Source organism: Nitrococcus sp., assembly GCF_059432795.1.
Genome location: NZ_JBXWZQ010000156.1, coordinates 1 through 21,658 on the forward strand (window position 1 = coordinate 1; position 21,658 = coordinate 21,658).

33 protein-coding genes and 1 pseudogene are annotated in these 21,658 nt (G+C 58.5%); 33 read left to right on the forward strand and 1 reads right to left on the reverse strand.

Annotated elements, in window-relative coordinates; genetic code table 11:
* The 31 genes from AC52Q4_RS11050 to AC52Q4_RS11200 all read left to right on the forward strand — a co-directional run.
* Window positions 1-108, forward strand: a 108-nt coding sequence (locus AC52Q4_RS11050; protein ID WP_495536190.1) for an EF-Tu C-terminal domain-related protein, incomplete at its 5' end; no start/stop codon positions are given.
* 5 nt (window positions 109-113) lie between these two features.
* The gene (gene rpsJ, locus AC52Q4_RS11055; RefSeq protein WP_495536850.1) at window positions 114-428 is read left to right on the forward strand and encodes a 30S ribosomal protein S10; all 315 of its coding nucleotides are present in this window, start codon (window positions 114-116) and stop codon (window positions 426-428) included.
* 159 nt (window positions 429-587) lie between these two features.
* Window positions 588-1,247: a 50S ribosomal protein L3 gene (gene rplC, locus AC52Q4_RS11060; protein ID WP_495536851.1), complete on the forward strand. Its 660-nt coding sequence runs from the start codon at window positions 588-590 to the stop codon at window positions 1,245-1,247.
* Window positions 1,247-1,852, forward strand: coding sequence for a 50S ribosomal protein L4 (gene rplD, locus AC52Q4_RS11065; protein ID WP_495536852.1), 606 nt, complete (start codon window positions 1,247-1,249; stop codon window positions 1,850-1,852). The genes rplC and rplD overlap by 1 nt, the downstream gene beginning before the upstream one ends.
* Window positions 1,849-2,148 (forward strand): 50S ribosomal protein L23, encoded by a 300-nt coding sequence (gene rplW / locus AC52Q4_RS11070; RefSeq protein ID WP_495536853.1) that lies wholly within the window; start codon window positions 1,849-1,851, stop codon window positions 2,146-2,148. The genes rplD and rplW overlap by 4 nt, the downstream gene beginning before the upstream one ends.
* A gap of 28 nt (window positions 2,149-2,176) precedes the next feature.
* On the forward strand, window positions 2,177-3,001 hold the full coding sequence (gene rplB / locus AC52Q4_RS11075; protein ID WP_495536854.1) for a 50S ribosomal protein L2: 825 nt from the start codon (window positions 2,177-2,179) through the stop codon (window positions 2,999-3,001).
* Window positions 3,002-3,166: 165 nt separating this feature from the next.
* Entirely contained in the window at window positions 3,167-3,442 is a 276-nt protein-coding gene (rpsS, locus tag AC52Q4_RS11080; RefSeq protein WP_495536855.1) for a 30S ribosomal protein S19, read from the forward strand.
* A 3-nt stretch (window positions 3,443-3,445) separates the two neighbouring features.
* Window positions 3,446-3,778 carry a 50S ribosomal protein L22 gene (gene rplV / locus AC52Q4_RS11085; protein ID WP_495536856.1) on the forward strand — a complete coding sequence of 111 codons (333 nt, stop codon included), beginning with the start codon at window positions 3,446-3,448 and terminating at the stop codon, window positions 3,776-3,778.
* A 15-nt stretch (window positions 3,779-3,793) separates the two neighbouring features.
* On the forward strand, window positions 3,794-4,465 hold the full coding sequence (rpsC, locus tag AC52Q4_RS11090; RefSeq protein ID WP_495536857.1) for a 30S ribosomal protein S3: 672 nt from the start codon (window positions 3,794-3,796) through the stop codon (window positions 4,463-4,465).
* A gap of 17 nt (window positions 4,466-4,482) precedes the next feature.
* Window positions 4,483-4,899, forward strand: a complete 417-nt coding sequence (rplP, locus tag AC52Q4_RS11095; RefSeq protein WP_495536858.1) for a 50S ribosomal protein L16 — start codon at window positions 4,483-4,485, stop codon at window positions 4,897-4,899.
* The gene (gene rpmC / locus AC52Q4_RS11100; RefSeq protein WP_495536859.1) at window positions 4,896-5,099 is read left to right on the forward strand and encodes a 50S ribosomal protein L29; all 204 of its coding nucleotides are present in this window, start codon (window positions 4,896-4,898) and stop codon (window positions 5,097-5,099) included. The genes rplP and rpmC overlap by 4 nt, the downstream gene beginning before the upstream one ends.
* The gene (gene rpsQ / locus AC52Q4_RS11105) at window positions 5,096-5,359 is read left to right on the forward strand and encodes a 30S ribosomal protein S17 (RefSeq protein ID WP_495536860.1); all 264 of its coding nucleotides are present in this window, start codon (window positions 5,096-5,098) and stop codon (window positions 5,357-5,359) included. Before rpmC ends, rpsQ begins: the two co-directional genes overlap by 4 nt.
* Before the next feature lie 55 nt (window positions 5,360-5,414).
* Complete coding sequence (rplN, locus tag AC52Q4_RS11110; protein WP_495536861.1) at window positions 5,415-5,783, forward strand: 50S ribosomal protein L14; 369 nt, start codon at window positions 5,415-5,417, stop codon at window positions 5,781-5,783.
* Between the two features lie 163 nt (window positions 5,784-5,946).
* Complete coding sequence (rplX, locus tag AC52Q4_RS11115) at window positions 5,947-6,267, forward strand: 50S ribosomal protein L24 (protein WP_495536881.1); 321 nt, start codon at window positions 5,947-5,949, stop codon at window positions 6,265-6,267.
* Window positions 6,268-6,276: 9 nt separating this feature from the next.
* Complete coding sequence (gene rplE / locus AC52Q4_RS11120) at window positions 6,277-6,816, forward strand: 50S ribosomal protein L5 (RefSeq protein WP_495536862.1); 540 nt, start codon at window positions 6,277-6,279, stop codon at window positions 6,814-6,816.
* A gap of 12 nt (window positions 6,817-6,828) precedes the next feature.
* On the forward strand, window positions 6,829-7,134 hold the full coding sequence (gene rpsN / locus AC52Q4_RS11125) for a 30S ribosomal protein S14 (protein WP_495536863.1): 306 nt from the start codon (window positions 6,829-6,831) through the stop codon (window positions 7,132-7,134).
* A 44-nt stretch (window positions 7,135-7,178) separates the two neighbouring features.
* Window positions 7,179-7,574, forward strand: coding sequence for a 30S ribosomal protein S8 (gene rpsH, locus AC52Q4_RS11130; protein ID WP_495536864.1), 396 nt, complete (start codon window positions 7,179-7,181; stop codon window positions 7,572-7,574).
* A 19-nt stretch (window positions 7,575-7,593) separates the two neighbouring features.
* Window positions 7,594-8,127 carry a 50S ribosomal protein L6 gene (rplF, locus tag AC52Q4_RS11135; protein ID WP_495536865.1) on the forward strand — a complete coding sequence of 178 codons (534 nt, stop codon included), beginning with the start codon at window positions 7,594-7,596 and terminating at the stop codon, window positions 8,125-8,127.
* A 15-nt stretch (window positions 8,128-8,142) separates the two neighbouring features.
* Entirely contained in the window at window positions 8,143-8,496 is a 354-nt protein-coding gene (rplR, locus tag AC52Q4_RS11140) for a 50S ribosomal protein L18 (protein ID WP_495536866.1), read from the forward strand.
* 94 nt (window positions 8,497-8,590) lie between these two features.
* Complete coding sequence (gene rpsE, locus AC52Q4_RS11145; RefSeq protein WP_495536867.1) at window positions 8,591-9,091, forward strand: 30S ribosomal protein S5; 501 nt, start codon at window positions 8,591-8,593, stop codon at window positions 9,089-9,091.
* A gap of 2 nt (window positions 9,092-9,093) precedes the next feature.
* Window positions 9,094-9,282: a 50S ribosomal protein L30 gene (gene rpmD / locus AC52Q4_RS11150; protein ID WP_495536868.1), complete on the forward strand. Its 189-nt coding sequence runs from the start codon at window positions 9,094-9,096 to the stop codon at window positions 9,280-9,282.
* 2 nt (window positions 9,283-9,284) lie between these two features.
* Entirely contained in the window at window positions 9,285-9,719 is a 435-nt protein-coding gene (rplO, locus tag AC52Q4_RS11155) for a 50S ribosomal protein L15 (protein ID WP_495536869.1), read from the forward strand.
* A gap of 1 nt (window position 9,720) precedes the next feature.
* Window positions 9,721-11,064, forward strand: a complete 1,344-nt coding sequence (gene secY / locus AC52Q4_RS11160; protein WP_495536870.1) for a preprotein translocase subunit SecY — start codon at window positions 9,721-9,723, stop codon at window positions 11,062-11,064.
* Between the two features lie 109 nt (window positions 11,065-11,173).
* Window positions 11,174-11,287, forward strand: coding sequence for a 50S ribosomal protein L36 (gene rpmJ, locus AC52Q4_RS11165; RefSeq protein ID WP_495536871.1), 114 nt, complete (start codon window positions 11,174-11,176; stop codon window positions 11,285-11,287).
* A 60-nt stretch (window positions 11,288-11,347) separates the two neighbouring features.
* Window positions 11,348-11,704, forward strand: coding sequence for a 30S ribosomal protein S13 (rpsM, locus tag AC52Q4_RS11170; RefSeq protein WP_495536872.1), 357 nt, complete (start codon window positions 11,348-11,350; stop codon window positions 11,702-11,704).
* Between the two features lie 167 nt (window positions 11,705-11,871).
* Entirely contained in the window at window positions 11,872-12,261 is a 390-nt protein-coding gene (gene rpsK / locus AC52Q4_RS11175; RefSeq protein WP_495536873.1) for a 30S ribosomal protein S11, read from the forward strand.
* A gap of 19 nt (window positions 12,262-12,280) precedes the next feature.
* Entirely contained in the window at window positions 12,281-12,901 is a 621-nt protein-coding gene (rpsD, locus tag AC52Q4_RS11180; protein ID WP_495536874.1) for a 30S ribosomal protein S4, read from the forward strand.
* A gap of 41 nt (window positions 12,902-12,942) precedes the next feature.
* Window positions 12,943-13,944, forward strand: coding sequence for a DNA-directed RNA polymerase subunit alpha (locus AC52Q4_RS11185; RefSeq protein WP_495536875.1), 1,002 nt, complete (start codon window positions 12,943-12,945; stop codon window positions 13,942-13,944).
* A gap of 111 nt (window positions 13,945-14,055) precedes the next feature.
* On the forward strand, window positions 14,056-14,433 hold the full coding sequence (gene rplQ / locus AC52Q4_RS11190) for a 50S ribosomal protein L17 (protein WP_495536876.1): 378 nt from the start codon (window positions 14,056-14,058) through the stop codon (window positions 14,431-14,433).
* A gap of 127 nt (window positions 14,434-14,560) precedes the next feature.
* Window positions 14,561-15,307 (forward strand): SAM hydrolase/SAM-dependent halogenase family protein, encoded by a 747-nt coding sequence (locus AC52Q4_RS11195; RefSeq protein ID WP_495536877.1) that lies wholly within the window; start codon window positions 14,561-14,563, stop codon window positions 15,305-15,307.
* 317 nt (window positions 15,308-15,624) lie between these two features.
* A complete protein-coding gene (locus AC52Q4_RS11200; RefSeq protein WP_495536878.1) occupies window positions 15,625-16,605 on the forward strand; it encodes a malate dehydrogenase in 981 nt (326 codons plus the stop codon).
* Between the two features lie 51 nt (window positions 16,606-16,656).
* Here the strand turns inward: AC52Q4_RS11200 and uvrA are convergent, their stop codons facing one another.
* On the reverse strand, window positions 16,657-19,512 hold the full coding sequence (gene uvrA / locus AC52Q4_RS11205) for an excinuclease ABC subunit UvrA (protein ID WP_495536879.1): 2,856 nt from the start codon (window positions 19,510-19,512) through the stop codon (window positions 16,657-16,659).
* Between the two features lie 191 nt (window positions 19,513-19,703).
* On the opposite strand from uvrA, the gene AC52Q4_RS11210 reads away from it, so the two are divergent.
* Entirely contained in the window at window positions 19,704-20,903 is a 1,200-nt protein-coding gene (locus AC52Q4_RS11210; protein WP_495536880.1) for an MFS transporter, read from the forward strand.
* A gap of 333 nt (window positions 20,904-21,236) precedes the next feature.
* Window positions 21,237-21,658, forward strand: a pseudogene (locus AC52Q4_RS11215) (adenylyltransferase); the annotation flags it as partial.

A 21,658-nucleotide genomic window follows, 5' to 3' on the forward strand; every position in this document is an offset into this window, starting at 1 on the left:
TCGGTGACATTGATTGCCCCGATCGCGATGGAGGAGGGTGTGCGCTTTGCCATCCGCGAAGGCGGTCGTACCGTCGGCGCCGGCGTCGTCTCTAAAATCCTGGAGTAAAAGCCATGGCGACAAGCCAGCGGATACGCATTCGACTCAAGGCTTTCGACCATCGGCTGATCGACCGGTCGGCTAGCGAAATCGTTGAGACGGCGAAACGAACAGGGGCTCAGGTGAAGGGGCCGATACCCTTGCCGACGAAAAAAGAACGGTTTACGGTCTTGATCTCGCCTCATGTCAACAAGGACGCGCGGGATCAATACGAAATGCGCACTCATAAGCGTCTCATGGATATTGTGGACCCGACGGAAAAGACGGTCGACGCTCTGATGAAGCTTGATCTGGCGGCAGGCGTAGAGGTTCAGATCAGGCTGTATTAGGCTAGCTTGGGAACTACCCCGGCATCGAGGCAGCTGGGGCGGGCCCTGAAATGTACCGGGAACCTCCGGCAACGGCTGACATCCATTGACAATGCGACCGAGCCTGCGGCCTTTCGCAAGGTAACGGTATTTCTTTGCCGGCAAGAGGGGTTAAGGAGAATGGCGATCGGGATCGTCGGTCGAAAATGCGGTATGACGCGGGTCTTTGCAGAGGATGGATCCTCTGTGCCGGTAACGGTGATCGAAGCGACGCCGAACCGGGTCACGCAGCGTAAGGACACAGCGAAGGATGGCTATTCGGCGATTCAAGTGACCGCTGGCGTGCGGCGGCCCTCACGCGTAACTAAACCGCAAGCTGGCCACGTGGCGAAAGCCGGTGTAGAGATGGGTCGCGGACTGTGGGAGTTTCGCCTTCCCGAAGGGGCTGAGACGGAGCAAGAGCCGAGCAGTCAGATTCGCGTCGATCAGTTCAGCGTCGGCCAGCGTGTCGATATCACAGGCAAAACTAAAGGCAAGGGGTTCGCGGGCACGGTGAAGCGGCACCATTTCCGCACGCAGGATGCCACGCATGGCAATTCGCTCTCACACCGCGCACCAGGGTCAATCGGACAGAATCAGGACCCTGGGCGGGTATTCAAGGGTAAAGCGATGGCCGGGCACTTAGGTGCGGTCAAGCGCACGGTGCAAAACCTCGAGGTCGTCAGGGTGGACATCGAGCGCAACCTCCTCCTCATCAAAGGGGCAGTACCGGGTTGCCAAGGTTCTGATGTTATTGTTCGTCCAGCCGTCAAGACTCAGCACGGTAAGGAGGTGACCTAATGGAGCTGCCGCTGGGCGACGGCGCAGGCGCCGTCCAACTATCAGAGCGGACGTTCGGAGCCGAGTTTAAGGAGCCGCTGGTCCACCAGGTTGTAATCGCCTATCTTGCCGGCGGGCGTGCCGGTACTAAGGCCCAAAAGAATCGCGCAACGGTAAGGGGCGGCGGTGCGAAGCCCTGGCGGCAGAAAGGGACGGGACGTGCCCGCGCCGGATCGATCCGAAGCCCGCTATGGCGGGGCGGTGGGCGAACCTTCGCAGCGGTTCCGCGCAACCACGGGCAGAAGGTCAATCGCAAGATGTATCGGGGGGCATTGCGAGCCCTCTTGTCGGAATTAATCCGGCAGCAACGCTTGGCCGTCATAGAGCGCTTGGACATCGCCGAGCCAAAGACGAAGCTTCTGACGTGCAAGCTCGAGAGCCTCGGGCTCTCGGATGTGCTTATCGTGAGCAACGAGGTAAGCGACGGTCTACGATTGGCGGCACGGAATCTGTCGGCGGTTGAGGTTCTGGAGACGAGGGGTCTGAACCCGGTTGCGCTGTTGCGGCACAAGAAAGTGCTGTTCACGGCGGACGCGGTGCATCGCGTTGAGGAGTGGCTTGGATGAACCCGGAACGCGTCTATCAGATTCTGCTCGGACCTCACGTGTCGGAAAAGAGTACAACGCTTGGTGAGTCGGCAGGACAGATCGTATTCAAAGTCGCCCGTGACGCAGGTAAGCCGGAGATAAAAAAAGCTGTCGAGCAGCTATTTGAAGTCGAGGTCAAGCGCGTACGCGTGGTGCGGCTCAAGGGTAAGCGGAAAGGTGTCGGGCGCCTTCGTGGTCGGCGCAATGACTGGAAGAAGGCATATGTGGCGCTCGCGGAGGGTCAGGACATCGATGTATTTGGTGGCGCCGAATAGTGGCCCCTGAAGCATAGGACACTCGATCATGGCTCTGGTTAAGGCTAAACCGACATCGCCAGGCCGGCGATTTGCGGTACAGGTAAAGGACAAACTGCTGCACCAGGGTGAGCCTCACGCCCCCCTCGTGCGCAAGCTGTCCAAGACAGGCGGTCGGAACAGTGCGGGACGTATTACGAGCCGGCATCGCGGCGGGGGGCATAAACGGCGTTACCGCGTGATCGATTTTCGACGCGACAAGGATGGTGTCATCGGCCAGGTTGAACGCTTGGAATACGATCCGAATCGCAGCGCGAATATCGCTTTAATTCTTTATCGGGATGGAGAACGCCGCTATATTCTCGCGCCCCGACGACTTGTTGTGGGGACGGAAATCGTCTCTGGTACGGCTGCGCCCATTAAGCATGGTAACGCGCTGCCGTTACGAAACATTCCGGTAGGCACGCAGGTCCACTGCGTAGAAATGCGCCCCGGAAAAGGAGCACAATTGGCGCGGGCGGCGGGCTCCTCGGTACAGCTTGTTGCCCGCACAGGGGCCTATGCGACCCTCCGGCTTCGTTCGGGTGAAGTGCGCAGGGTGCTGGCGGAGTGTAAGGCAACCGTTGGCGAGGTCGGCAATGCTGAGCATTCTCTGCGCTCTCTGGGCAAAGCCGGCGCGCAGCGGTGGCGCGGGCGACGGCCGCGAGTCCGCGGTGTGGCGATGAATCCGGTGGATCATCCGCATGGTGGTGGAGAGGGGCGTACCTCAGGAGGGCGCCATCCGGTGACGCCATGGGGTGTTCCGACCAAGGGTCATAAAACGCGTAGTAATAAGCGAACCGATCGCTTCGTGGTGAGGCGGCGCAAGTCATGACGCCGGCCTGCGAGTCCGGGTTCCGGGAGTGCATTCCGGGCGGGCCGTTGAGGGAGTTGACCAGGAATCTCTAAGATAACCGAAGCCGCGCAATGCGAGCAGCGGCCTCCATCACGCTATAGAGCGAGCTTTTCGGGATGTCGTGTAGAACAAGGTGGATGAGAAATGCCACGATCAATTAAGAAGGGGCCGTTCATTGATGGGCACCTTCTGAGGAAGGTAGAGGCAGCCAGCGCGAGCCGGAGCAAGCGACCAATCAAGACATGGTCGCGCCGGTCGATGGTCGTGCCGGATATGGTCGGTCTGACGATCGCAGTCCACAACGGGCGTCAGCACGTGCCGGTATTGATCAACGAGAATATGGTGGGGCATAAGCTCGGTGAATTCGCCTCGACCCGTACCTTTCGAGGCCATGCGGCGGATAGAAAAGCCAAGAGGTAATCCATGGCAACGGCGGCAAAGTTGCGGTACTCCCTAGTCTCGCCGCAAAAGGCTCGGTTGGTGGCGGATCAAATAAGGGGGCTGCCGGTGGCGCAAGCGCTCCAGGTGCTGGAATTCAGTTCGAAGAAGGCCGCGCGCATCATCAGAAAGGTGCTGGAGTCGGCAATCGCGAACGCAGAGCATAACGATGGTGCGGATATAGACGAGCTGACTATCGCTCGGGTTTACGTTGATGAGGGCCCAATGTATAAGCGAATACGGCCGCGGGCCAAGGGGCGGGCGAATCGTATTCATAAACGAACCAGCCATATTACGGTGGCCGTGGCGGAGCAATGAATCGAGGAAACCCCTATGGGTCATAAGGTACATCCGACGGGCTTGCGGCTCGGTATCACCGAGGAATGGCGTTCCATGTGGTATGCGGATAGCGCCAATTTTGGTGATTATCTGAATACGGATTTGAAGGTGCGTAACTACATAAAGAATAAGCTGGCACACGCATCGATTAGTAAGGTCAAGATCGAACGTCCTGCCAAAAACGCCTTGATTACAATTTACACGGCCAGGCCGGGGATCGTTATCGGGAAGAAAGGGGCGGATATCGAGGCGCTGCGCTTGCAGTTGGCACGGATGATGGGTATACCCGTGCACGTCAATATCGAGGAAATCCGCAAACCCGAGCTGGATGCTCAGCTTGTGGCCGAGAACGTCGCACAGCAACTCGAACGGCGTATCATGTTCCGCCGTGCTATGAAACGGGCCGTGGGGAACGCAATGCGATTGGGCGGGCAAGGGATCAGGATCCAGGTATCCGGGCGGCTCAACGGTGCAGAGATCGCGCGGACGGAATGGTATCGAGAAGGCCGGGTTCCCTTGCATACGCTGCGTGCGGATATTGATTACGGGCTTGCCCACGCGAAAACGACATACGGCGTGATTGGCGTGAAAGTTTGGATTTTCAAAGGCGAAATCCTAGATGCGGATAGCGTGCCTGGGTCCGTGCGTAAAGCGGCAGCTCGCTGAAAATTTGAGGCAGAAATATGTTACAGCCCAAGCGAACCAAATTTCGCAAGCAGCAGAAAGGCCGTAACAAAGGGATGGCGACACGAGGTGCGGCAGTGGCCTTTGGCGAGTATGGCCTCAAAGCGGTCAGTCGCGGGCCGATCACCGCGCGTCAAATTGAGGCGGCGCGTCGGGCGATCAATCGCCATGTCAAGCGTGGTGGCAAAATTTGGATTCGAATATTTCCGGATAAGCCCATTACCTCCAAGCCGCTTGAAGTGCGGCAGGGGAAGGGCAAAGGAAATGTCGACCACTGGGCTTGCCCTATTCAACCCGGGCGCGTGCTCTACGAGATAGAGGGTGTCAGCGAAGAAGTTGCACGTGAGGCGTTTCGCCGGGCGGCGGCGAAATTACCGGTGCAGACGGCGTTTGTCCATCGAACGGTGCTGGGATGAAGGTAGCGGAACTGCGTGAGAAATCGTTGGCGGATTTGCAAAAAGAGCTTTTCGAACGTCGCAAAGAGCAGTTCAATTTGCGGATGCAGCGGGCCACTGGGCAGCTTACCCGACCCGATCAGCTAAGGAAGGTTCGTCGCGAGATTGCGCGAATCAAGACCGTGCAGAATGAAAAGGCGAGGATCAGTGAGACCCCATGACTGAACAGAACACGGCCAAGCGGACGGTCAATGGTCGCGTGGTTAGTAACCGCATGGACAAGACAGTCACAATTGCGGTGGAGCGCCTCGTTCGCCATCCGTTGTATGGGAAGTACATCCGACGCACCACCAAGCTGCATGCTCATGACGAAGACAATAGCTGCCAGCTCGGTGACTGGATAGCTGTGGAGGAGTGCCGTCCGCTGTCGAAAATCAAGTCCTGGAGATTGGTCAAAATTATCGAGCGGGCGGCCGAGTGAACCTGCTCAAGTAGCCGCTGGTCGAACGATCGAGCCTGGAAGCGAGTAGGTCACGATGATTCAAATGCAGACAACACTGAATGCGGCTGACAACAGCGGAGCGCGGCGGCTTCAGTGTATAAAGGTGTTGGGCGGCTCCCGCCGCCGATATGCTCAAATCGGTGACATCATTAAGGTCAGCGTCAAGGACGCCATACCGCGGGGGCGGGTTAAAAAGGGCGAGGTCTACAACGCCGTGGTTGTGCGCACGCGGCATGGTGTGCGCCGTCCGGATGGCTCGGTTGTCCGGTTCGATAGCAATGCCGCCGTGCTGTTGAATAACCAGTTGCAGCCAATCGCAACCCGTGTCTTTGGGCCCGTGACGCGCGAGCTGCGCAGCGAGCGATTCATGCGTATTATCTCGCTGGCTCCAGAGGTACTTTGACATAGACGAGAACAGTGCATAAAGCACGTGGGTTTTGGCATCGGCACTGATGGTTCGATAGGCGATCGACAGGCGCATGGTCTGCGACGCCCGAAGGGATGGCACGTTGTGTTTAGGCTAAGGAATTCGGTGAATTGCGTTCGCTGAAAGATAGGTCAAGGTGATGAGACACATCAGGCGAAATGATGAAGTGATCGTGATCGCCGGAAAGGATAAAGGCCGGCGGGGAGCCGTTATTCGGGTAATGCCGAAGGTGAACAAGGTTGTGGTCGCCAATATCAACAAGGTGAAGAAGCACCAAAAAGGCAATCCCCGGACGGGGACCGCGGGCGGTATTCTTGAGCAGGAAAAGCCGCTGGATTTGTCCAACGTTGCGCTTTATAACCCTGGCACCGGTAAGGCTGACCGCGTCGGGATTCGCACCCTGGAGGACGGGCGTAAAGTTCGTTACTTCAAGTCGACCAACGAAATCGTGGAACTTTAAGGTGCCCTGATGGCGAGGCTGCGAGCGCATTACCAGAACGAGATTATGCCGACCCTCATGGATCGGTTTGGCTATGACAACATTATGGCGGTGCCGCGTTTGGTTAAGATTACCATCAATATGGGGCTTGGCGAGGCGGTTCGCGATAAGAAGGTGCTTGAGTTCGCGGAGAAGGAACTTGCCCTGATCTCGGGGCAAAAGCCGGTAATTACTCATGCGCGCAAGTCGGTTGCGGGCTTCAAAATCCGTGAGGGATGGCCGATTGGCTTGAAGGTCACCTTGCGCCGCGAGCGGATGTACGAATTTCTCGATCGTTTCATCAGTGTTGCGGCCCCGCGCATTCGCGATTTTCGGGGTTTTTCTCCGCGCGCATTCGATGGCCGGGGGAATTACAGTCTCGGAGTGCGCGAGCAAATGATTTTCCCCGAGATTGAATACGATCGGGTAGATGCCACGCGCGGTATGGACATCGCAATCACAACCACGGCGAAGACCGATGAAGAAGCCCAAGGTTTGCTGGAGGGCTTCAATTTTCCATTCCGCCGCTAGCGAGGCTCGACAATGGCGAAGGTTTCTTTGATAGAGCGAGAGCGAAAGCGCGAACGGCTTCATCGCCAGTTTGCGAAAAGGCGCCTAGCACTGAAGGCGATCATAAAAAATCCCGAGAGCACGCCCGAAGAGAGGGAGGCGGCGCAATTCAAGCTGCAAGCGCTGCCGCGGAACTCGAGCCCTGTACGGCTGCGTAACCGCTGCAATATTACAGGACGACCCCGGGGCTACTACCGCAAGTTCGGGTTGGCACGGAATAAACTACGTGAAGCAGCCATGTCCGGTGAAATACCGGGTTTGGTCAAGGCTAGTTGGTAGGTCCTCGCTATGAACGATGGTGTTGGGAGTCAGGTGACGACAGCATGAGCATGACCGACCCGATCGCGGATATGTTGACACGGATTCGGAATGGCCAAACGGCTGAAAAAGCTGAGGTCAACATGCCCGCCTCCAAACTTAAGGCATCCATTTGCCATGTGCTAAAGGAGGAGGGCTACATTGAGGATTTCCGGGTCGAAGGCGATGGAAAGAGACCGACGTTGGTCATCCGCCTGCGTTACTACCAAGGGCAACCGGTAATAGAAGAGTTGCAAAGAGTCAGCCGTCCGGGGTTACGGCGCTTTGAGGGCAAGCGGACGTTGCCGACGGTTCGGGGCGGGCTTGGGACGGCTATCATCTCCACCTCGCAGGGTGTCATGACGGACCGCGCCGCCCGTGCTGCCGGTCAGGGTGGTGAAGTACTATGCGTAGTGTTCTAACTCACGAGATGCAATAGCCATGTCCCGAGTCGCTAAAAATCCGATAACGATCCCCACCAACGTCAATGTAACGGTGGAGGAGCGTCTGCTCACGGTCAAAGGGCCGAAGGGTCAGTTACAGCACGAGGTTCATCGTTGGGTTAGTGCCACGCAGGAAAACGGTCAGCTTTGTTTGACCCCAAATAAGCAGCGGAAAGACGCCTGGGCTTTAGCGGGCACCACCCGTGCACTGCTCAATAACATGGTCATTGGCGTCAGTCACGGTTTCGAGCGGAAGCTTCAGCTCGTCGGCGTGGGGTATCGAGCACAGGCGCAAGGCAATAATCTCAACCTAATGCTTGGCTTTTCGTTTCCAGTTGATTACCCGGTGCCTAATGACGTGACGGTTGAGACACCTACGCAGACCGAGATCCAAATCAAAGGGGCGGACAAGCAACGGGTAGGTCAAGTCGCTGCGAATATCCGCAGTCTGCGTCCTTTGGAGCCTTACAAGGGTAAGGGCGTACGTTACGCCGATGAACGGGTAGTGCTGAAGGAAGCCAAGAAAAAGTAAGGTAACGAGGCGCGCATGGACAAGAGAGTTGCACGTCAGAGACGCGCCCGCAGGGTGCGCGTCAAGATTCGGGAACTGGGATCCTATCGGCTGTGTGTCTACCGCACGCCGCGGCACACCTATGCCCAGATCATCTCACCTGGTGCGGATCGCACGCTAGCTGCGGCATCCACGCTGGAGAAGGAGGTCAGCGGCGGGTTGCGGCACGGGGGGAACATCGAAGCCGCACAGGTGATAGGCCGCATGATTGCTGAGCGTGCACAGGCGGCGGGTGTGAATGCAGTCGCATTTGATCGGTCCGGGTTCAAGTTTCACGGCCGCGTCAAGGCACTGGCGGAAGCGGCGCGTGAAGCGGGGCTGAAATTCTAGAGGCTTCTCCGCCGTATGGCGGATCGGTACGAGCGAATTGGCAAGCGTAGGGGTTGCGTTTGAGACAACCTCGCGAAGGATAGAGGCGATAGCTATGGCGACGAGCGAGGCGAGTGGCGAGGGCCTGCGGGAGAAGCTGATTTCGATCAACCGCGTGGCGAAGGTCGTCAAAGGCGGCCGGCAATTCGGTTTTACTGCGCTGACAGTCGTCGGGGACGGGCAAGGGTCAGTGGGCTTCGGTTACGGTAAGGCACGTGAGGTCCCGCTCGCCATCCAGAAAGCGATGGAAAAGGCGCGTAAGAGCATGTGCAAATCCCATCTCAATGGAGCGACCCTGCAATATCCGGTGACTGCGAACCACGGTGCGAGCAAGGTATTCATGCAGCCGGCGTCGGAGGGGACCGGAATTATCGCCGGCGGCGCCATGCGCGCGGTGTTTGAGGTCGTAGGCGTACAGGATGTGCTAGCGAAGGCCATTGGCTCGCGTAATCCCGTTAACGTCGTGCGCGCTACGGTTAAAGCGTTGGCTAGCAGCGCCACACCGGAGCAGGTCGCTGCCAAGCGCGGCAAACAGGTAGAAGAGATTTTAGGTTGAACATGGCGCAGGCTAAACAGTTCAAAGTCACCCTGACGCGCAGCCTCAATGGTCGACTGCGCCGGCATCGGGCGTGTGTGGCGGGTTTGGGGCTGCGCCGCATTCACCAGACGGTGATGGTAAATGATACCCCTCAGAATCGAGGCATGATCCGTAAAGTGTCCTATATGCTCAAGGTCGAGGAGACCTGATTATGTGGCTGAATACCATCAAGCCGGCAAAAGGCAGTCGGCCGGATCGGTACCGGGTTGGTCGCGGTGCGGCCTCAGGTAATGGCAAGACAGCCGGGCGCGGACACAAGGGCCAGCATTCCCGCTCTGGGGGATTCCACAAGGTCGGATTCGAAGGCGGTCAGATGCCGTTGCAACGGCGCGTTCCCAAGGTGGGTTTTCGCTCGCGCAAGGGACGTCGCAGTGCGGAAGTCAGGCTCTCCGAGTTGAAGTACCTCGCTGCGGATGTGGTTGATCTGGCGTCATTGAAGATGGCGGATTTGGTCCCGTTGCAAACGCTCCGTGCGAAAATCATCGCTTCCGGGAACGTGGAACGTGCCTTCGTCGTGCGAGGGGTCGCCGTGACGAAGGGCGCGCGCGAGGCGATCGCGAAGGCAGGCGGGAAAGTCGAGGACTAACTTGGCTAGATCGGCAGCAAATTTAAATTCGATGGCCAGCTTCGGCCGACTGACCGAGGTGCGCCAGCGGCTCGTCTTCGTGCTGATTGCGTTGGTTGTCTATCGGTTCGGGGCTCACCTGACCATCCCCGGGATCGATCAAGCGGCGCTTGCGGCTATGTTCGAGCGCCAGCAGGGGACTATCCTGGACATGTTCAACATGTTCTCCGGTGGTGCTCTGCGACGCCTTAGCGTATTCGCGCTAGGCGTTATGCCCTATATTTCAGCCTCGATCATCATGCAGCTTATGAGCGCTGTAGTTCCGGCACTGGAGCAGCTGCGCAAAGAGGGCGAGCAGGGGCGCCGGCAGATTACGAAGTATACTCGATACGGAACGTTGCTCTTGGCGACGTTTCAAGGCGTAGGCATCACGGTGGCATTGCAGAACCAAGCCGTGGTGCTCAATCCGGGGCCGAGCTTCATATTCATCGGGACGGTCACTCTGGTAACGGGAACTATGTTCCTGATGTGGCTGGGAGAGCAGATCACCGAACGCGGTATTGGTAACGGCATATCGCTGCTGATCTTTTCGGGTATCGTTGCCGGTCTGCCGAGCGCTCTGGCTGGAACGGTTGAGTTGGCGCGCACCGGCGAACTTGGCGTCGGGACGATTCTGTTTCTGCTTATCCTTGCGGTCGCGGTGGTCTGGGTGATCGTATTTATAGAAAGAGGCCAGCGCCGCATCACCGTTAACTACGCGCGGCGCCAACAAGGTCGGCGTCTGTATGCGGCCCAAAGCAGCCACCTACCGCTAAAGCTAAATATGGCAGGAGTGATCCCGCCGATTTTTGCCTCGAGCATCATTTTGTTTCCGGCGACGCTGGGGCAATGGTTCGGTTCTTCGGAAGGGTTGACGTGGCTGAATCGGTTGGGCCAGACGTTGAGCCCGGGGCAGCCTTTGTATATTGCTTTCTACGCCGGGGCTATTGCGTTTTTCTGTTTTTTCTACACGGCCCTTGTGTTCAATTCCCGGGAAACAGCGGACAATTTGAAGAAATCTGGTGCGTTCATAACTGGAATTCGTCCTGGAGAGCAGACCGCGCGTTACATCGATAAGGTAATGACGCGGCTCACCCTCGCTGGGGCAATTTATTTGATAGCGGTTTGCCTGTTGCCGGAATTTTTGATTTTGTATTATAATGTTCCGTTTTACTTCGGCGGAACCTCGCTGCTGATCATCGTCGTCGTGGTGATGGATTTTATGTCTCAGGTGCAGGCGCATTTGCTGAGTCACCAGTATGAACCACTGATGAAGAAAGCGAAGTTGCACACCCACGGCCGAACGGGTGGGGGTCTGCTGCGCTGATCGTGCATATGTGGTCGGTGCGATCGTGGCAAGGACCATCGTTTCGATTGCTTGATTTAGAGCAGCCCGTCGCGGTAGCCAGGCGCTGGCAGGTGCGGAGGTACATAAGATGAAAGTGCGTGCGTCGGTAAAGAAAATGTGCCGAAACTGCAAGATAATCCGTCGTGCGGGCGCGGTCCGGGTTATTTGCATCGAGGCGCGCCATAAGCAGCGGCAGGGCTGAGGCGCAGCATACCGTTTGAGTTGCTGGATAGCAGCCGGACTTGATTAGGAGCAAGAGGATATGGCCCGAATTGCTGGCGTTAATATTCCAGCCAACAAGCATACAATGGTTGCGTTGACGGCGATCTACGGAATTGGACGAAGCCGTGCTAATGCAATCTGCAAGGCAACGGGTATCTCGCCGGAGCGCAAAATCCAGGAATTGACGGACGCGGATCTCGAGCATCTGCGTGGTGAACTCGGCAAGTATGTCATCGAGGGTGATTTGCGCCGGCAGGTCGCAATGGATATCAAGCGGCTAATGGACCTCGGCTGCTACCGTGGGATACGACACCGGCGTGGTCTTTCGGTGCGCGGGCAACGGACGCGCACCAATGCACGAACTCGTAAAGGACCCCGACGGGCGGTCACGCGATAACGATGACGCCAACGTGTGCTTGTACCTATAGATGAGCTGTTAATCGCGGCCTCTGTAACTTGATGTGCGTTGCGTTGAGCGTGCGCGAGCCGAGTCACACCCCTGTCGCGATGGATAACGTAAGACCCGCAACCGTACAGCGGTGGACTGTAACTTAAGGAAAGGATATGGCGAAAGCGAGTAGCCGAACGCGTAAGCGCGCCCGACGTACCGTCGTCGACGGCATTGCGCATATCAACGCATCGTTCAACAATACGGTCATCACTCTCACCGACAGACAGGGCAATGTGCTGGCGTGGGCAAGTGCCGGCGGCAGCGGATTTCGCAGCTCCCGCAAGAGCACACCCTTTGCGGCGCAGGTGGCTTCCGAACGAGCAGGCGAATCAGCCAAGGACTACGGCCTGAAGAATTTGGAGGTGCGGGTCAAAGGGCCGGGTCCCGGGCGGGAGTCCGCCGTGCGCGCATTGAATAACGCGGGCTATCGGATCACCAATATCGCGGACGTTACGCCCATTCCACATAATGGCTGCCGCCCGCCGAAAAAGCGGCGTGTCTGAAGGCTGAGGGGCAAGAGTCATGGCACGGTATACCGGTCCCACCTGTAAACTCGCCCGGCGCGAGGGCACGGATCTTTTTCTAAAGAGCCGTGTCCGGCCGCTTGACAGCAAGTGCAAGCTTGATACACCACCAGGGCAACATGGGCAACGCCGTGGCCGAATCTCTGATTACGGGCTGCAGTTGCGCGAGAAACAGAAAGTCCGCCGTACATATGGTGTGCTGGAGCGGCAGTTTCGCAATTATTACAAAGAGGCCGATCGCCGCAAGGGCAACACGGGCGAATCTCTTCTGCAACTGCTTGAATGTCGCCTCGATAATACGGTTTACAGGATGGGCTTTGGCTCCACGCGTGCGGAGGCGCGCCAGCTTGTGAGTCACCGGGCGATTCTCGTCAATGGTCGCGTGAGTAACATACCCTCGCGCATCCTGAATTCCGGGGACGTGGTTTCCGTAAAGGAGAAAGCACAGAAGCAGTTACGTGTGCAGGCCGCGCTTGAGATGGCCCAGCAGATTGGGTTACCCGGCTGGGTGGAAGTGGATGTCAAGCAGTTCGAAGGGACCTTCAAACGTATGCCTGACCGCAGCGATTTGTCGCCCGACATCAACGAGCATCTTATCGTTGAGCTCTACTCTAAGTAAGGAATCCACGCCGCGTCGCCGAATCGAGAGGTCGATCCACAATGCAGGGTCAGTTCAAGGATTTCTTAAAGCCGCGAGTTGTCGGCGTCGAAGCGGTGAGCGACCGCCGCGCCAGAATAACGCTCGAGCCGTTGGAGCGCGGGTTCGGTCATACGCTTGGCAATGCGCTAAGGCGCGTGCTGCTCTCGTCCATGCCCGGTTACGCCGTGGTCGAAGTGGAAATCGAAGGTGTGTTGCATGAATACACCGCCGTAGAAGGTGTTCAGGAGGACGTGGTCGATATCCTTCTTAACCTCAAAAATCTCGCGGTGAGGCTTCATTCGAAAGACAAAGCGACACTGCGGCTCTCGAAGCAAGGTCCGGGACTGGTTACAGCGGCGGATATTCAAGCCGACCACGATGTCGAGATCAAGAATCCGGAACTCGCAATCGCTAATCTCACCAAGGCCGGTCAGATTGATATGACGCTTTATGTCGCGCGCGGCTGTGGCTACGAGCCGGTGACGAGCCGAGCAGAGCGTGACGAGGAGCGTCCTATCGGCCGTCTGCAGGTGGATGCAAGCTACAGTCCCGTTCGGCGAGTCGCTTACAACGTCGAGAGCGCCCGCGTGGAGCAGCGCACCGATCTCGACAAGCTCGTCATGGACATCGAGACTAATGGGGTGCTGGAACCCGAAGAGGTCGTTCGCTTCGCAGCGGGAGTACTGCGTGATCAGCTTTCCGTGTTCGTGGATCTCGAGGGTGGTGAAGACTTCGAGGATCAGGTGCGTGCGGCGCCGGAGGTCGATCCCGTGCTTCTGAGGCCAATCGACGATCTCGAGCTTACGGTTCGCTCTGCGAACTGCCTGAAGGCCGAAAACATCCACTGCGTCGGGGACCTCGTACAGAAGACCGAAGTCGAACTGCTCAAGACGCCGAACCTTGGCAAGAAGTCGCTTAACGAAATCAAAGAGGTGCTCGCCCAGCACGGCCTCGCGCTCGGTATGCGCCTAGAGAATTGGCCACCCCGTAGCTACGACGACAAAGACCGAGCGATTGGTTAGTGTTGGGTAACGGATGCGGTCCTGACTGCGGCGGCTGCGGAGACGAATCTGAAAGACAGCGTGGTTCGTCCTCGAAGTACGTAATCTCGGGTCAAAAAGGAGTTTCAGAAAATGCGTCATCGTAAAGCCGGACGCAAGCTTGGCCGTACCAGCAGCCATAGGCAGGCGATGTTCCGTAACATGGCGGCGTCACTCTTTTGCCATGAGGCGATTCACACCACGCTACCCAAGGCCAAGGAACTACGACGTGTGGCGGAACCGCTCATCACGCTAGCTAAGGAAGACACGGTGGCCAACCGGCGACTGGCGTTTGCCCGACTGCGTGACAAGGCTGGAGTAAAAAAGCTTTTTGACGAGCTTGGGCCGAGCTACCGGGAACGACCTGGCGGGTATCTTCGAGTGCTCAAGGCGGGTTTCCGTTCTGGAGACAATGCACCAATGGCCTATGTCGAATTGGTGGGTCGCTCACAAGCACAGAGCGCTGAATGATCCCGCTCGCTCGTTGACGAGCGGGTGCTGAGGCACCCGTTTCGGCCGTGCAGTCCACGGTATACTTCCGTTTCTCTAGTCCGCTCGGCCAGCGCCATCGTTTGCCCTGTTACACGTAAGTAAGCCCATGTTCCTGCTGTTCACCGACTTTGGTTGGCAAGGGCCGTACGTTGGGCAAATCAAGGTCGTGCTGTCAGGGCGCCATCCGAGTTATCCCATCATTGATCTGATGCATGATGCATCGGCGTTTCGGCCGGTAGAGGCCGGGTATTTGCTCGCAGCCATGGCGTATCGGATTCCAACCGGCGCGATTGTCGTGGCGGTGGTCGATCCGGGCGTGGGTACGGAGCGCCGGGCCATTGCCGCGTCATTGGGCGGGCGTTGGTTTGTTGGGCCGGATAATGGTTTGTTGGCGCCCGTAATAGAGGCAGAGCGGCAGAACCGGCAGGTGTTCACCCTGCCTACGCCGAAAGACGCTTCGGCGAGCTTTCATGGTCGCGATGTATTCGCACCGGCGGCAGCCGAACTGGCAAGGGACGGCTACGTCACAAATCAGCGCAAAATTCGGGATTGGGTTGGTCGGGGCTCGCCCGCAGACATTGATAGGATCGTCTACATTGATGGCTATGGTAACGTGCTTTCGGGACGGCGGGCCGGGACGCTATCCTGCAACGTTGACCCGGTGATTGGCGGTGAACGGATCACTCGGGGGCGCACGTTTGCCGATGTGGCTCCTGGGGAAGCTTTTTGGTACAGCAACTCGCTCGGTTTGGCTGAGATTGCGGTCAATCGCGGAAACGCCGCTCAGCGCTTTGAACTGGAAATGGGTGCGACGCTGCAGTTCCAGCCGGCGAGCGGAAACGATGCGTCTTAGGCACGAAGGCGTGGCGAGTCCTGTATCTGATTGCTTTTGGTTGGATAAGCGCGTTCTCGTTTCCCAGAATCGTGCAGAACGCCGGCGCATGGGTGCGATTTGCGCCGGGCCATAGAGATTTCGCTCGCGGGTGCCATGAGAACGCAACGCCTCGATGTCTGGGGGCGAAGCGGGATCAGGCAGCGTTACACTTCGGGCAAAGCGGGTCGGGTGCCGTTGCATGCGCTTTGCTAGAATGCCGAGAGCATGAGCGCCGATTGAGCGGCGGCGCCAGTTGAATCAATTGTTTCTATCCTAAAGCAGCTAGGAGGCCTGCCATGAAAGCACCTGTACGCGTCGCGGTAACTGGTGCTGCGGGTCAGATCGGTTACAGTCTCCTATTTCGAATCGCTGCGGGCGAGATGCTCGGCAAGGATCAGCCGGTGGTCTTGCAGCTATTGGAGATCACACCCGCGTTGGAGGTGCTCGAAGGCGTGGTAATGGAACTCGAAGACTGCGCCTTTCCATTACTTGCGGGTATCGAAACGAGTGATCAAGCGAAAGAGGCCTTTCGGGATGCCGACATCATTCTGTTGATTGGTGCCAAACCGCGCGGCCCGGGGATGGAACGCAAAGACTTGTTGGAGGCAAACGCGGTTATTTTCTCGGAGCAGGGCGAGGCGATCGATGAGGTGGCCAGTCGTGATGTCCGGGTCTTAGTAGTCGGTAACCCTGCCAATACCAACGCGCTGATCGTGCAACGCAATGCGCCGAACATCGACCCGCGCCGTTTCACCGCGATGACCCGTTTGGATCACAATCGAGCGCTGGCACAACTTGCGAAAAAGACGGGATCTCGCGCCAGTGACCTGCGGCAGATGATTATCTGGGGAAACCATTCCTCGACCCAGTATCCGGATATCAGCCAAGCCACTGTCAAAGGACGGCGTGCCACCGGCTTAGTCGACAAGCAGTGGCTGATTCACGATTTCATACCCACCGTTCAGCAGCGCGGTGCGGCCATCATCAGGGCTCGTGGCCAATCCAGCGCGGCTTCAGCCGCAACCGCCATCATAGACCACATGCGCAGTTGGTCCCTTGGGACACCAGAGGATGACTGGGTAAGCATGGCTGTGATCTCTGATGGGAGTTATGGGATCGCCGAGGGCCTTTTTTTCTCCTTCCCATGCCGTTGCTCCGACGGCGATTATCACGTGGTAACCGGGTTGGAAATCGATGATTTCAGTCGCGAACGCCTAGTGGCTACGGAACAGGAGTTAATGGAAGAGCGCGGCGCGATAAATCATCTGCTGCCCTAGAATGGTTCCCGGTATCGGTTGATACTGCGGCAACGGTGCAACTTCGGGCCTCTACTCGACGGCGATGCGAGCGCCGCGATAGGGGTTCAATAAGGGTTTCAGAAATCGGCCGGTTTGGGATTGGACAGTGTCCGCTATTTCCTCGGGCGTGCCGGTTGCCAGTATTTTCCCGCCACCGGCGCCGCCCTCCGGCCCAAGATCGATGATCCAATCGGCTGTTTTGATCACATCAAGATTGTGCTCGATGACGATCACCGTGTTGCCCCGGTCACGTAGCTGGTGCAGGACTTGAAGCAGCTGATCGATGTCATGAAAATGCAAGCCCGTCGTGGGCTCGTCCAAAATATACAGCGTGTTGCCCGTGTCGCGCTTGGAGAGTTCTCGGGCCAGCTTCACTCGCTGAGCCTCCCCGCCGGAGAGTGTGGTAGCGCTCTGTCCTAGCTTGATATAGCTCAAGCCTACATCCACGAGCGTCTGTAGCTTGCGCTTGACGGCCGGCACCGCCGTAAAGCATTCGAGCGCTTCGGCGACGCTGAGCTCCAGCGTCTCATAGATGTTGCGGCCCTTGTACCTGATCTCCAAAGTCTCGCGATTGTAGCGTTTGCCTTGGCAGACGTCGCAGGGGACATAGATATCGGGTAGAAAGTGCATCTCAACGCGAAGCACCCCACCTCCCAGGCAGGCCTCGCAGCGCCCGCCTTTGACATTGAAGCTGAAGCGTCCAGGTCGGTAACCGCGCGCACGCGCCTCTGGTGTGCCGGCAAAGAGCTCGCGCAAGGGGGCGAATATGCCAGTATAGGTCGCCGGATTGGAGCGGGGGGTGCGGCCGATCGGGTTCTGATCGATGTCGGTGACCTTGTCGAATAGCCCGAGATTGTCCACACCGTCGCACGGCGCCGGCGTCTCGCTGGCGCCGTTGAGCACGCGCGCCGCATAACGATACAGCGTGTCGTTGATCAGGGTCGACTTTCCGGAACCGGACACGCCGGTGACGCAAATCATCATGCCAGCCGGAATCTCGACATCGATACCGCGCAGGTTATTGCCCCAGGCATTGCGCAGTCGAACGATACGGTTTGGGTCGACGGCCTGGCGAGTCGTAGGCACCGCGATTGTGCGGCGCCCGGAAAGATAGTCCCCGGTTATCGATTCCCGGCTGCGCTCGATGTCGGCGATGCGACCTTGTGCCACAACGCGACCGCCGTGTGTGCCGGCGCCCGGGCCGATGTCCACGATATGATCCGCGCTACGAATGGCGTCTTCGTCATGCTCGACGACGATCAGCGTGTTCCCGAGATCCCGCAGATCCCGCAGCGTCCGCAACAGCCGTTCGTTATCCCGCTGATGCAGGCCGATAGAAGGCTCGTCCAGTACGTACATAACTCCGACGAGTCCGGCTCCGATCTGGCTGGCGAGACGGATGCGCTGGGATTCGCCAGCGGATAGCGTATTGGCGCTGCGCGCCAGCGTGAGGTATTCGAGTCCGACATCGACAAGAAATGAAAGGCGCTTCTGAATCTCGTTGCGTATCGGGTCGGCGATCTCCCCCTGGCTCCCCGGCAGCGTAAGCTGTGCGAAGAAGGCGAGGGCGCGGCCTATCGGCCGCTCGGTAATGGCCGGTAAGCTTTGTCCGGCGATAAAAACATGTCGTGCGCCCCGATTGAGGCGGGCGCCGCGGCAGTCCGGGCACACGCGCAGGGTGAGGTAGTGGCTCAGTTCCTCGCGAACGATACCCGACTCTGTCTCGCGGTAGCGCCGCTGCATGTTTGGTATCACACCCTCGAACGGGTGGCTGTCGGTTGTGTGGCGAGCCGAGGACTTTCGATAGTGGAACTCGATGCATTCGGTGCCGCTGCCGTAGAGCACAATCTCGCGAAGCTGTTGCGAAAACGCCTGAAACGGCGTGTTCAGATCGAATCCGTAATGTTTGGCAAGGTCTCTGAGCAGTTGGTTATAATACGGATTGCGCCGGTCCCAGCCCCGTATCGCCCCGCCCGCCAGAGAGAGCTCGGGGTGTTTGACGATCCGCTCGGGGTCGAAGAATTGCTGCTGCCCTAGTCCGCTGCAAAGGGCGCAGGCGCCATGCGGATTATTGAAGGAGAACAGGCGCGGCTCCAGTTCTGCTAGGGAGTAACCGCACTCGGGACAGGCAAAGCCGGCCGAGAAAATCAATTCATCTTGCGGTGAGCTCGCCTCCAGAAAACCCAGGCGTGCGATGCCGCCTGTGAGCGCCAAGCACGTTTCCAGTGAATCCGCTATGCGTGCGGCCTGATCGGGTCGCGCCCGGAACCGGTCGACCACCGCCTCGATGGTGTGAGCGCGTTTGCCGTCAAGCCGCGGCAGCTCATCGAGATCCATCACTTGGCCGTCGATGCGTGCGCGGACGAATCCGCTGCTGCGCAGCTCCTCCAGAACCGCGAGATGCTCGCCCTTGCGGCCCTCCACGCGCGGGGCGATCAGCATGAGCTTGCTCCCCTCGGGCAGACTCAGAATCTGGTCCACCATTTGGCTTACCGTCTGAGCATTGAGCTCGATGCCATGGTCCGGACAGCGAGGTGTTCCCGCGCGTGCATAAAGTAGGCGCAGATAGTCATGGATCTCGGTCACCGTGCCAACGGTGGAACGGGGATTATGCGACGTGGCTTTCTGTTCGATGGAAATGGCCGGTGAGAGGCCCTCGATATGGTCGACATCCGGTTTCTGCATCAGCGACAGGAACTGCCTGGCATACGCCGAGAGCGATTCGACGTAGCGCCGCTGGCCTTCGGCAAACAGTGTGTCGAATGCGAGCGAGGACTTCCCCGAGCCCGAGATGCCGGTGATCACCGTAAGCCGGTCACGCGGTAGCTCCAGATCGATGCCGCGAAGGTTGTGAGTCCGTGCGCCTTGGATTCGAATGGTGTCCATGGATAAGGCTTGGTAACACTTTCCAGTGGTGTCATGGGGTTCGTTCCGGACCGAGGCCGGCACGAGGCTTGAGCTTGGGGTCCGAAGGACAACCTGCTACTATACGCCAGCAAAGTCGCCTGTCTCATCCTCAGAGCCCTTATAGTGTCGGGACAATCTTGAGTTCCAAGCATCCCCGTTCAAGTAATCCGATGACGAGCACCGAGCGTCGGGCCGCGGTTGGACTCGCGTCGATCTTCGGTATGCGTATGCTCGGGCTGTTCTTCATCATGCCCGTATTCACGCTTTACGCGGACGAGCTCACCTCCGCGACGCCGATGCTGATCGGCGTCGCCCTAGGCGCTTACGGCCTGACCCAGGCGATCCTGCAGGTGCCGATGGGCATGGCCTCCGATCGCATCGGGCGCAAGCCGATCATTATCGGCGGATTGCTGATATTCGCGCTCGGCAGCGCCGTGGCAGCACTGTCGAGCAGTATTTACGGCGTCATCTTCGGCCGGGCGCTGCAGGGTTGCGGCGCGATTGCGTCGGCGATCATGGCGTTGGCCGCCGACGCCACTCGCGAGAGTCAGCGCACCAAGATCATGGCTTTCATCGGGATCAGCATCGGTGCGGCGTTCATGCTGGCGCTCGTCATCGCACCCACGGTGGCTTATCAGGTCGGTCTCTCCGGAATATTCTGGTGCACCGCAGCGCTCGCGCTCGTCGCCATGGCGTTGCTCTATCTGTTCGTGCCCGGGCGCTATGAGCACTCCCATGAGCGCGACATCCGGCCCGGCTCCTTCGGGCGGGCATTGAAGCATCCGGACCTGATCCGCCTCGACCTTAGCGTGCTCGCCTTGCATTTGATCCTCACGGCCGGTTTCGTGGTGCTGCCGGTGGTTATTCAGGACAGCATTCATCTACCGAAGCCCGAGCACTGGAAAGTTTATGTGCCCGTGATGTTGATCTCAGCCGGGCTGCTCTTCCCGGCCGTGAGTGTAGGCGAGGCCAAAGGAATGATGCATCGGCTGATCGCGGCGATGGTGGCGGTATTAACCATCGGCGCGCTCGCCCTGGCGGATGCCATCCATGTCGCCCCTTGGGCCGTATTCATGGCATTGTTGGTTTATTTCACAGCCTTCAACATCCTGGAGTCGAGCCTGCCGTCGTTGGTGTCCCGATTCGCTCCGGAGGACGCCAAGGGCGCAGCCCTCGGTGTCTTTTCGACCTGTCAGTTCATCGGCGCTTTTCTAGGCGGTGTATTGGGCGGAGCAGCATATGGGCGCTTCGGGGTTGAGGGAACGTTTCAATTCTGTGCCGTGATTGCGGGCGTTTGGTTCCTGGTGGTATTGGGGCTACGATCGCCTGGGCAGAACAGGGCGCCGGACAGGGAATATCATAGCGCCTGAACGGCAGGCATGCGTTTGCGCTCCGGTTTAGAGAGACTCAAAGCGCTGCCTGGGCGATGGCCGTCTCGCGTCCCCCGCTCGTTCGCGATGCCGGTGTCGTTTTCGAATTGATGACTGGGGAGCGGCAATTCGTCGAGGCGCATCATGAAAGTCCCCGGCGACCTTGGAGCGTCGCCCAGACGAGCCTTGTTTTCGGCGGCCGCCCCTTTACGCCTTTCAATAGCTGAATGATGCGATCAGTAGCTGCAAGAAGTACGGCGAGCGCGCAGCCGCACGGCTGGCCTGGACGATGCGCCGGTTTTCAGTGGATTTAATCTCAATTAGGGAAAGGAAATGACTGACCTCATCGCGCCTCATGGGGGCCAATTAAAGAATCTGTATCTTTCGTCCGAGCACGCGGCCGAGGAGCAGCGCCGGGCCGTCGAGTATGTCAGTTGGGATCTCACGCAGCGCCAGCTCTGCGACATCGAATTGCTGCTCAACGGCGGCTTTTCGCCGCTGGAAGGATTCCTTGGCCGTGCCGACTACGAGCGTGTCGTCGAGGAGATGCGGCTGGCCGACGGCACGTTGTGGCCTATCCCCATCACGCTCGATGTGACGCGCGAGTTCGCCGAGGGCGTCGGCGTGGGAGGCAAGGTTGCCCTGCGCGACGATGAGGGCATGCTGATCGCGGTATTGGAAGTGGACGAGATCTGGGAGCCGGATCGACAGGCCGAATGTCTCGGCGTTTTCGGCACCGAGGACACCGCTCACCC

Bases quoted from the DNA above. Each gene is read 5' to 3' on its own strand.
- rpsJ (WP_495536850.1), top strand. From the start codon at position 114: ATGGCGACAAGCCAGCGGATACGCATTCGACTCAAGGCTTTCGACCAT.
- rplC (WP_495536851.1), top strand. From the start codon at position 588: ATGGCGATCGGGATCGTCGGTCGAAAATGCGGTATGACGCGGGTCTTT.
- rplD (WP_495536852.1), top strand. From the start codon at position 1,247: ATGGAGCTGCCGCTGGGCGACGGCGCAGGCGCCGTCCAACTATCAGAG.
- rplW (WP_495536853.1), top strand. From the start codon at position 1,849: ATGAACCCGGAACGCGTCTATCAGATTCTGCTCGGACCTCACGTGTCG.
- rplB (WP_495536854.1), top strand. From the start codon at position 2,177: ATGGCTCTGGTTAAGGCTAAACCGACATCGCCAGGCCGGCGATTTGCG.
- rpsS (WP_495536855.1), top strand. From the start codon at position 3,167: ATGCCACGATCAATTAAGAAGGGGCCGTTCATTGATGGGCACCTTCTG.
- rplV (WP_495536856.1), top strand. From the start codon at position 3,446: ATGGCAACGGCGGCAAAGTTGCGGTACTCCCTAGTCTCGCCGCAAAAG.
- rpsC (WP_495536857.1), top strand. From the start codon at position 3,794: ATGGGTCATAAGGTACATCCGACGGGCTTGCGGCTCGGTATCACCGAG.
- rplP (WP_495536858.1), top strand. From the start codon at position 4,483: ATGTTACAGCCCAAGCGAACCAAATTTCGCAAGCAGCAGAAAGGCCGT.
- rpmC (WP_495536859.1), top strand. From the start codon at position 4,896: ATGAAGGTAGCGGAACTGCGTGAGAAATCGTTGGCGGATTTGCAAAAA.
- rpsQ (WP_495536860.1), top strand. From the start codon at position 5,096: ATGACTGAACAGAACACGGCCAAGCGGACGGTCAATGGTCGCGTGGTT.
- rplN (WP_495536861.1), top strand. From the start codon at position 5,415: ATGATTCAAATGCAGACAACACTGAATGCGGCTGACAACAGCGGAGCG.
- rplX (WP_495536881.1), top strand. From the start codon at position 5,947: ATGAGACACATCAGGCGAAATGATGAAGTGATCGTGATCGCCGGAAAG.
- rplE (WP_495536862.1), top strand. From the start codon at position 6,277: ATGGCGAGGCTGCGAGCGCATTACCAGAACGAGATTATGCCGACCCTC.
- rpsN (WP_495536863.1), top strand. From the start codon at position 6,829: ATGGCGAAGGTTTCTTTGATAGAGCGAGAGCGAAAGCGCGAACGGCTT.
- rpsH (WP_495536864.1), top strand. From the start codon at position 7,179: ATGAGCATGACCGACCCGATCGCGGATATGTTGACACGGATTCGGAAT.
- rplF (WP_495536865.1), top strand. From the start codon at position 7,594: ATGTCCCGAGTCGCTAAAAATCCGATAACGATCCCCACCAACGTCAAT.
- rplR (WP_495536866.1), top strand. From the start codon at position 8,143: ATGGACAAGAGAGTTGCACGTCAGAGACGCGCCCGCAGGGTGCGCGTC.
- rpsE (WP_495536867.1), top strand. From the start codon at position 8,591: ATGGCGACGAGCGAGGCGAGTGGCGAGGGCCTGCGGGAGAAGCTGATT.
- rpmD (WP_495536868.1), top strand. From the start codon at position 9,094: ATGGCGCAGGCTAAACAGTTCAAAGTCACCCTGACGCGCAGCCTCAAT.
- rplO (WP_495536869.1), top strand. From the start codon at position 9,285: ATGTGGCTGAATACCATCAAGCCGGCAAAAGGCAGTCGGCCGGATCGG.
- rpmJ (WP_495536871.1), top strand. From the start codon at position 11,174: ATGAAAGTGCGTGCGTCGGTAAAGAAAATGTGCCGAAACTGCAAGATA.
- rpsM (WP_495536872.1), top strand. From the start codon at position 11,348: ATGGCCCGAATTGCTGGCGTTAATATTCCAGCCAACAAGCATACAATG.
- rpsK (WP_495536873.1), top strand. From the start codon at position 11,872: ATGGCGAAAGCGAGTAGCCGAACGCGTAAGCGCGCCCGACGTACCGTC.
- rpsD (WP_495536874.1), top strand. From the start codon at position 12,281: ATGGCACGGTATACCGGTCCCACCTGTAAACTCGCCCGGCGCGAGGGC.
- AC52Q4_RS11185 (WP_495536875.1), top strand. From the start codon at position 12,943: ATGCAGGGTCAGTTCAAGGATTTCTTAAAGCCGCGAGTTGTCGGCGTC.
- rplQ (WP_495536876.1), top strand. From the start codon at position 14,056: ATGCGTCATCGTAAAGCCGGACGCAAGCTTGGCCGTACCAGCAGCCAT.
- AC52Q4_RS11195 (WP_495536877.1), top strand. From the start codon at position 14,561: ATGTTCCTGCTGTTCACCGACTTTGGTTGGCAAGGGCCGTACGTTGGG.
- AC52Q4_RS11200 (WP_495536878.1), top strand. From the start codon at position 15,625: ATGAAAGCACCTGTACGCGTCGCGGTAACTGGTGCTGCGGGTCAGATC.
- uvrA (WP_495536879.1), bottom strand. From the start codon at position 19,512: ATGGACACCATTCGAATCCAAGGCGCACGGACTCACAACCTTCGCGGC.
- AC52Q4_RS11210 (WP_495536880.1), top strand. From the start codon at position 19,704: ATGACGAGCACCGAGCGTCGGGCCGCGGTTGGACTCGCGTCGATCTTC.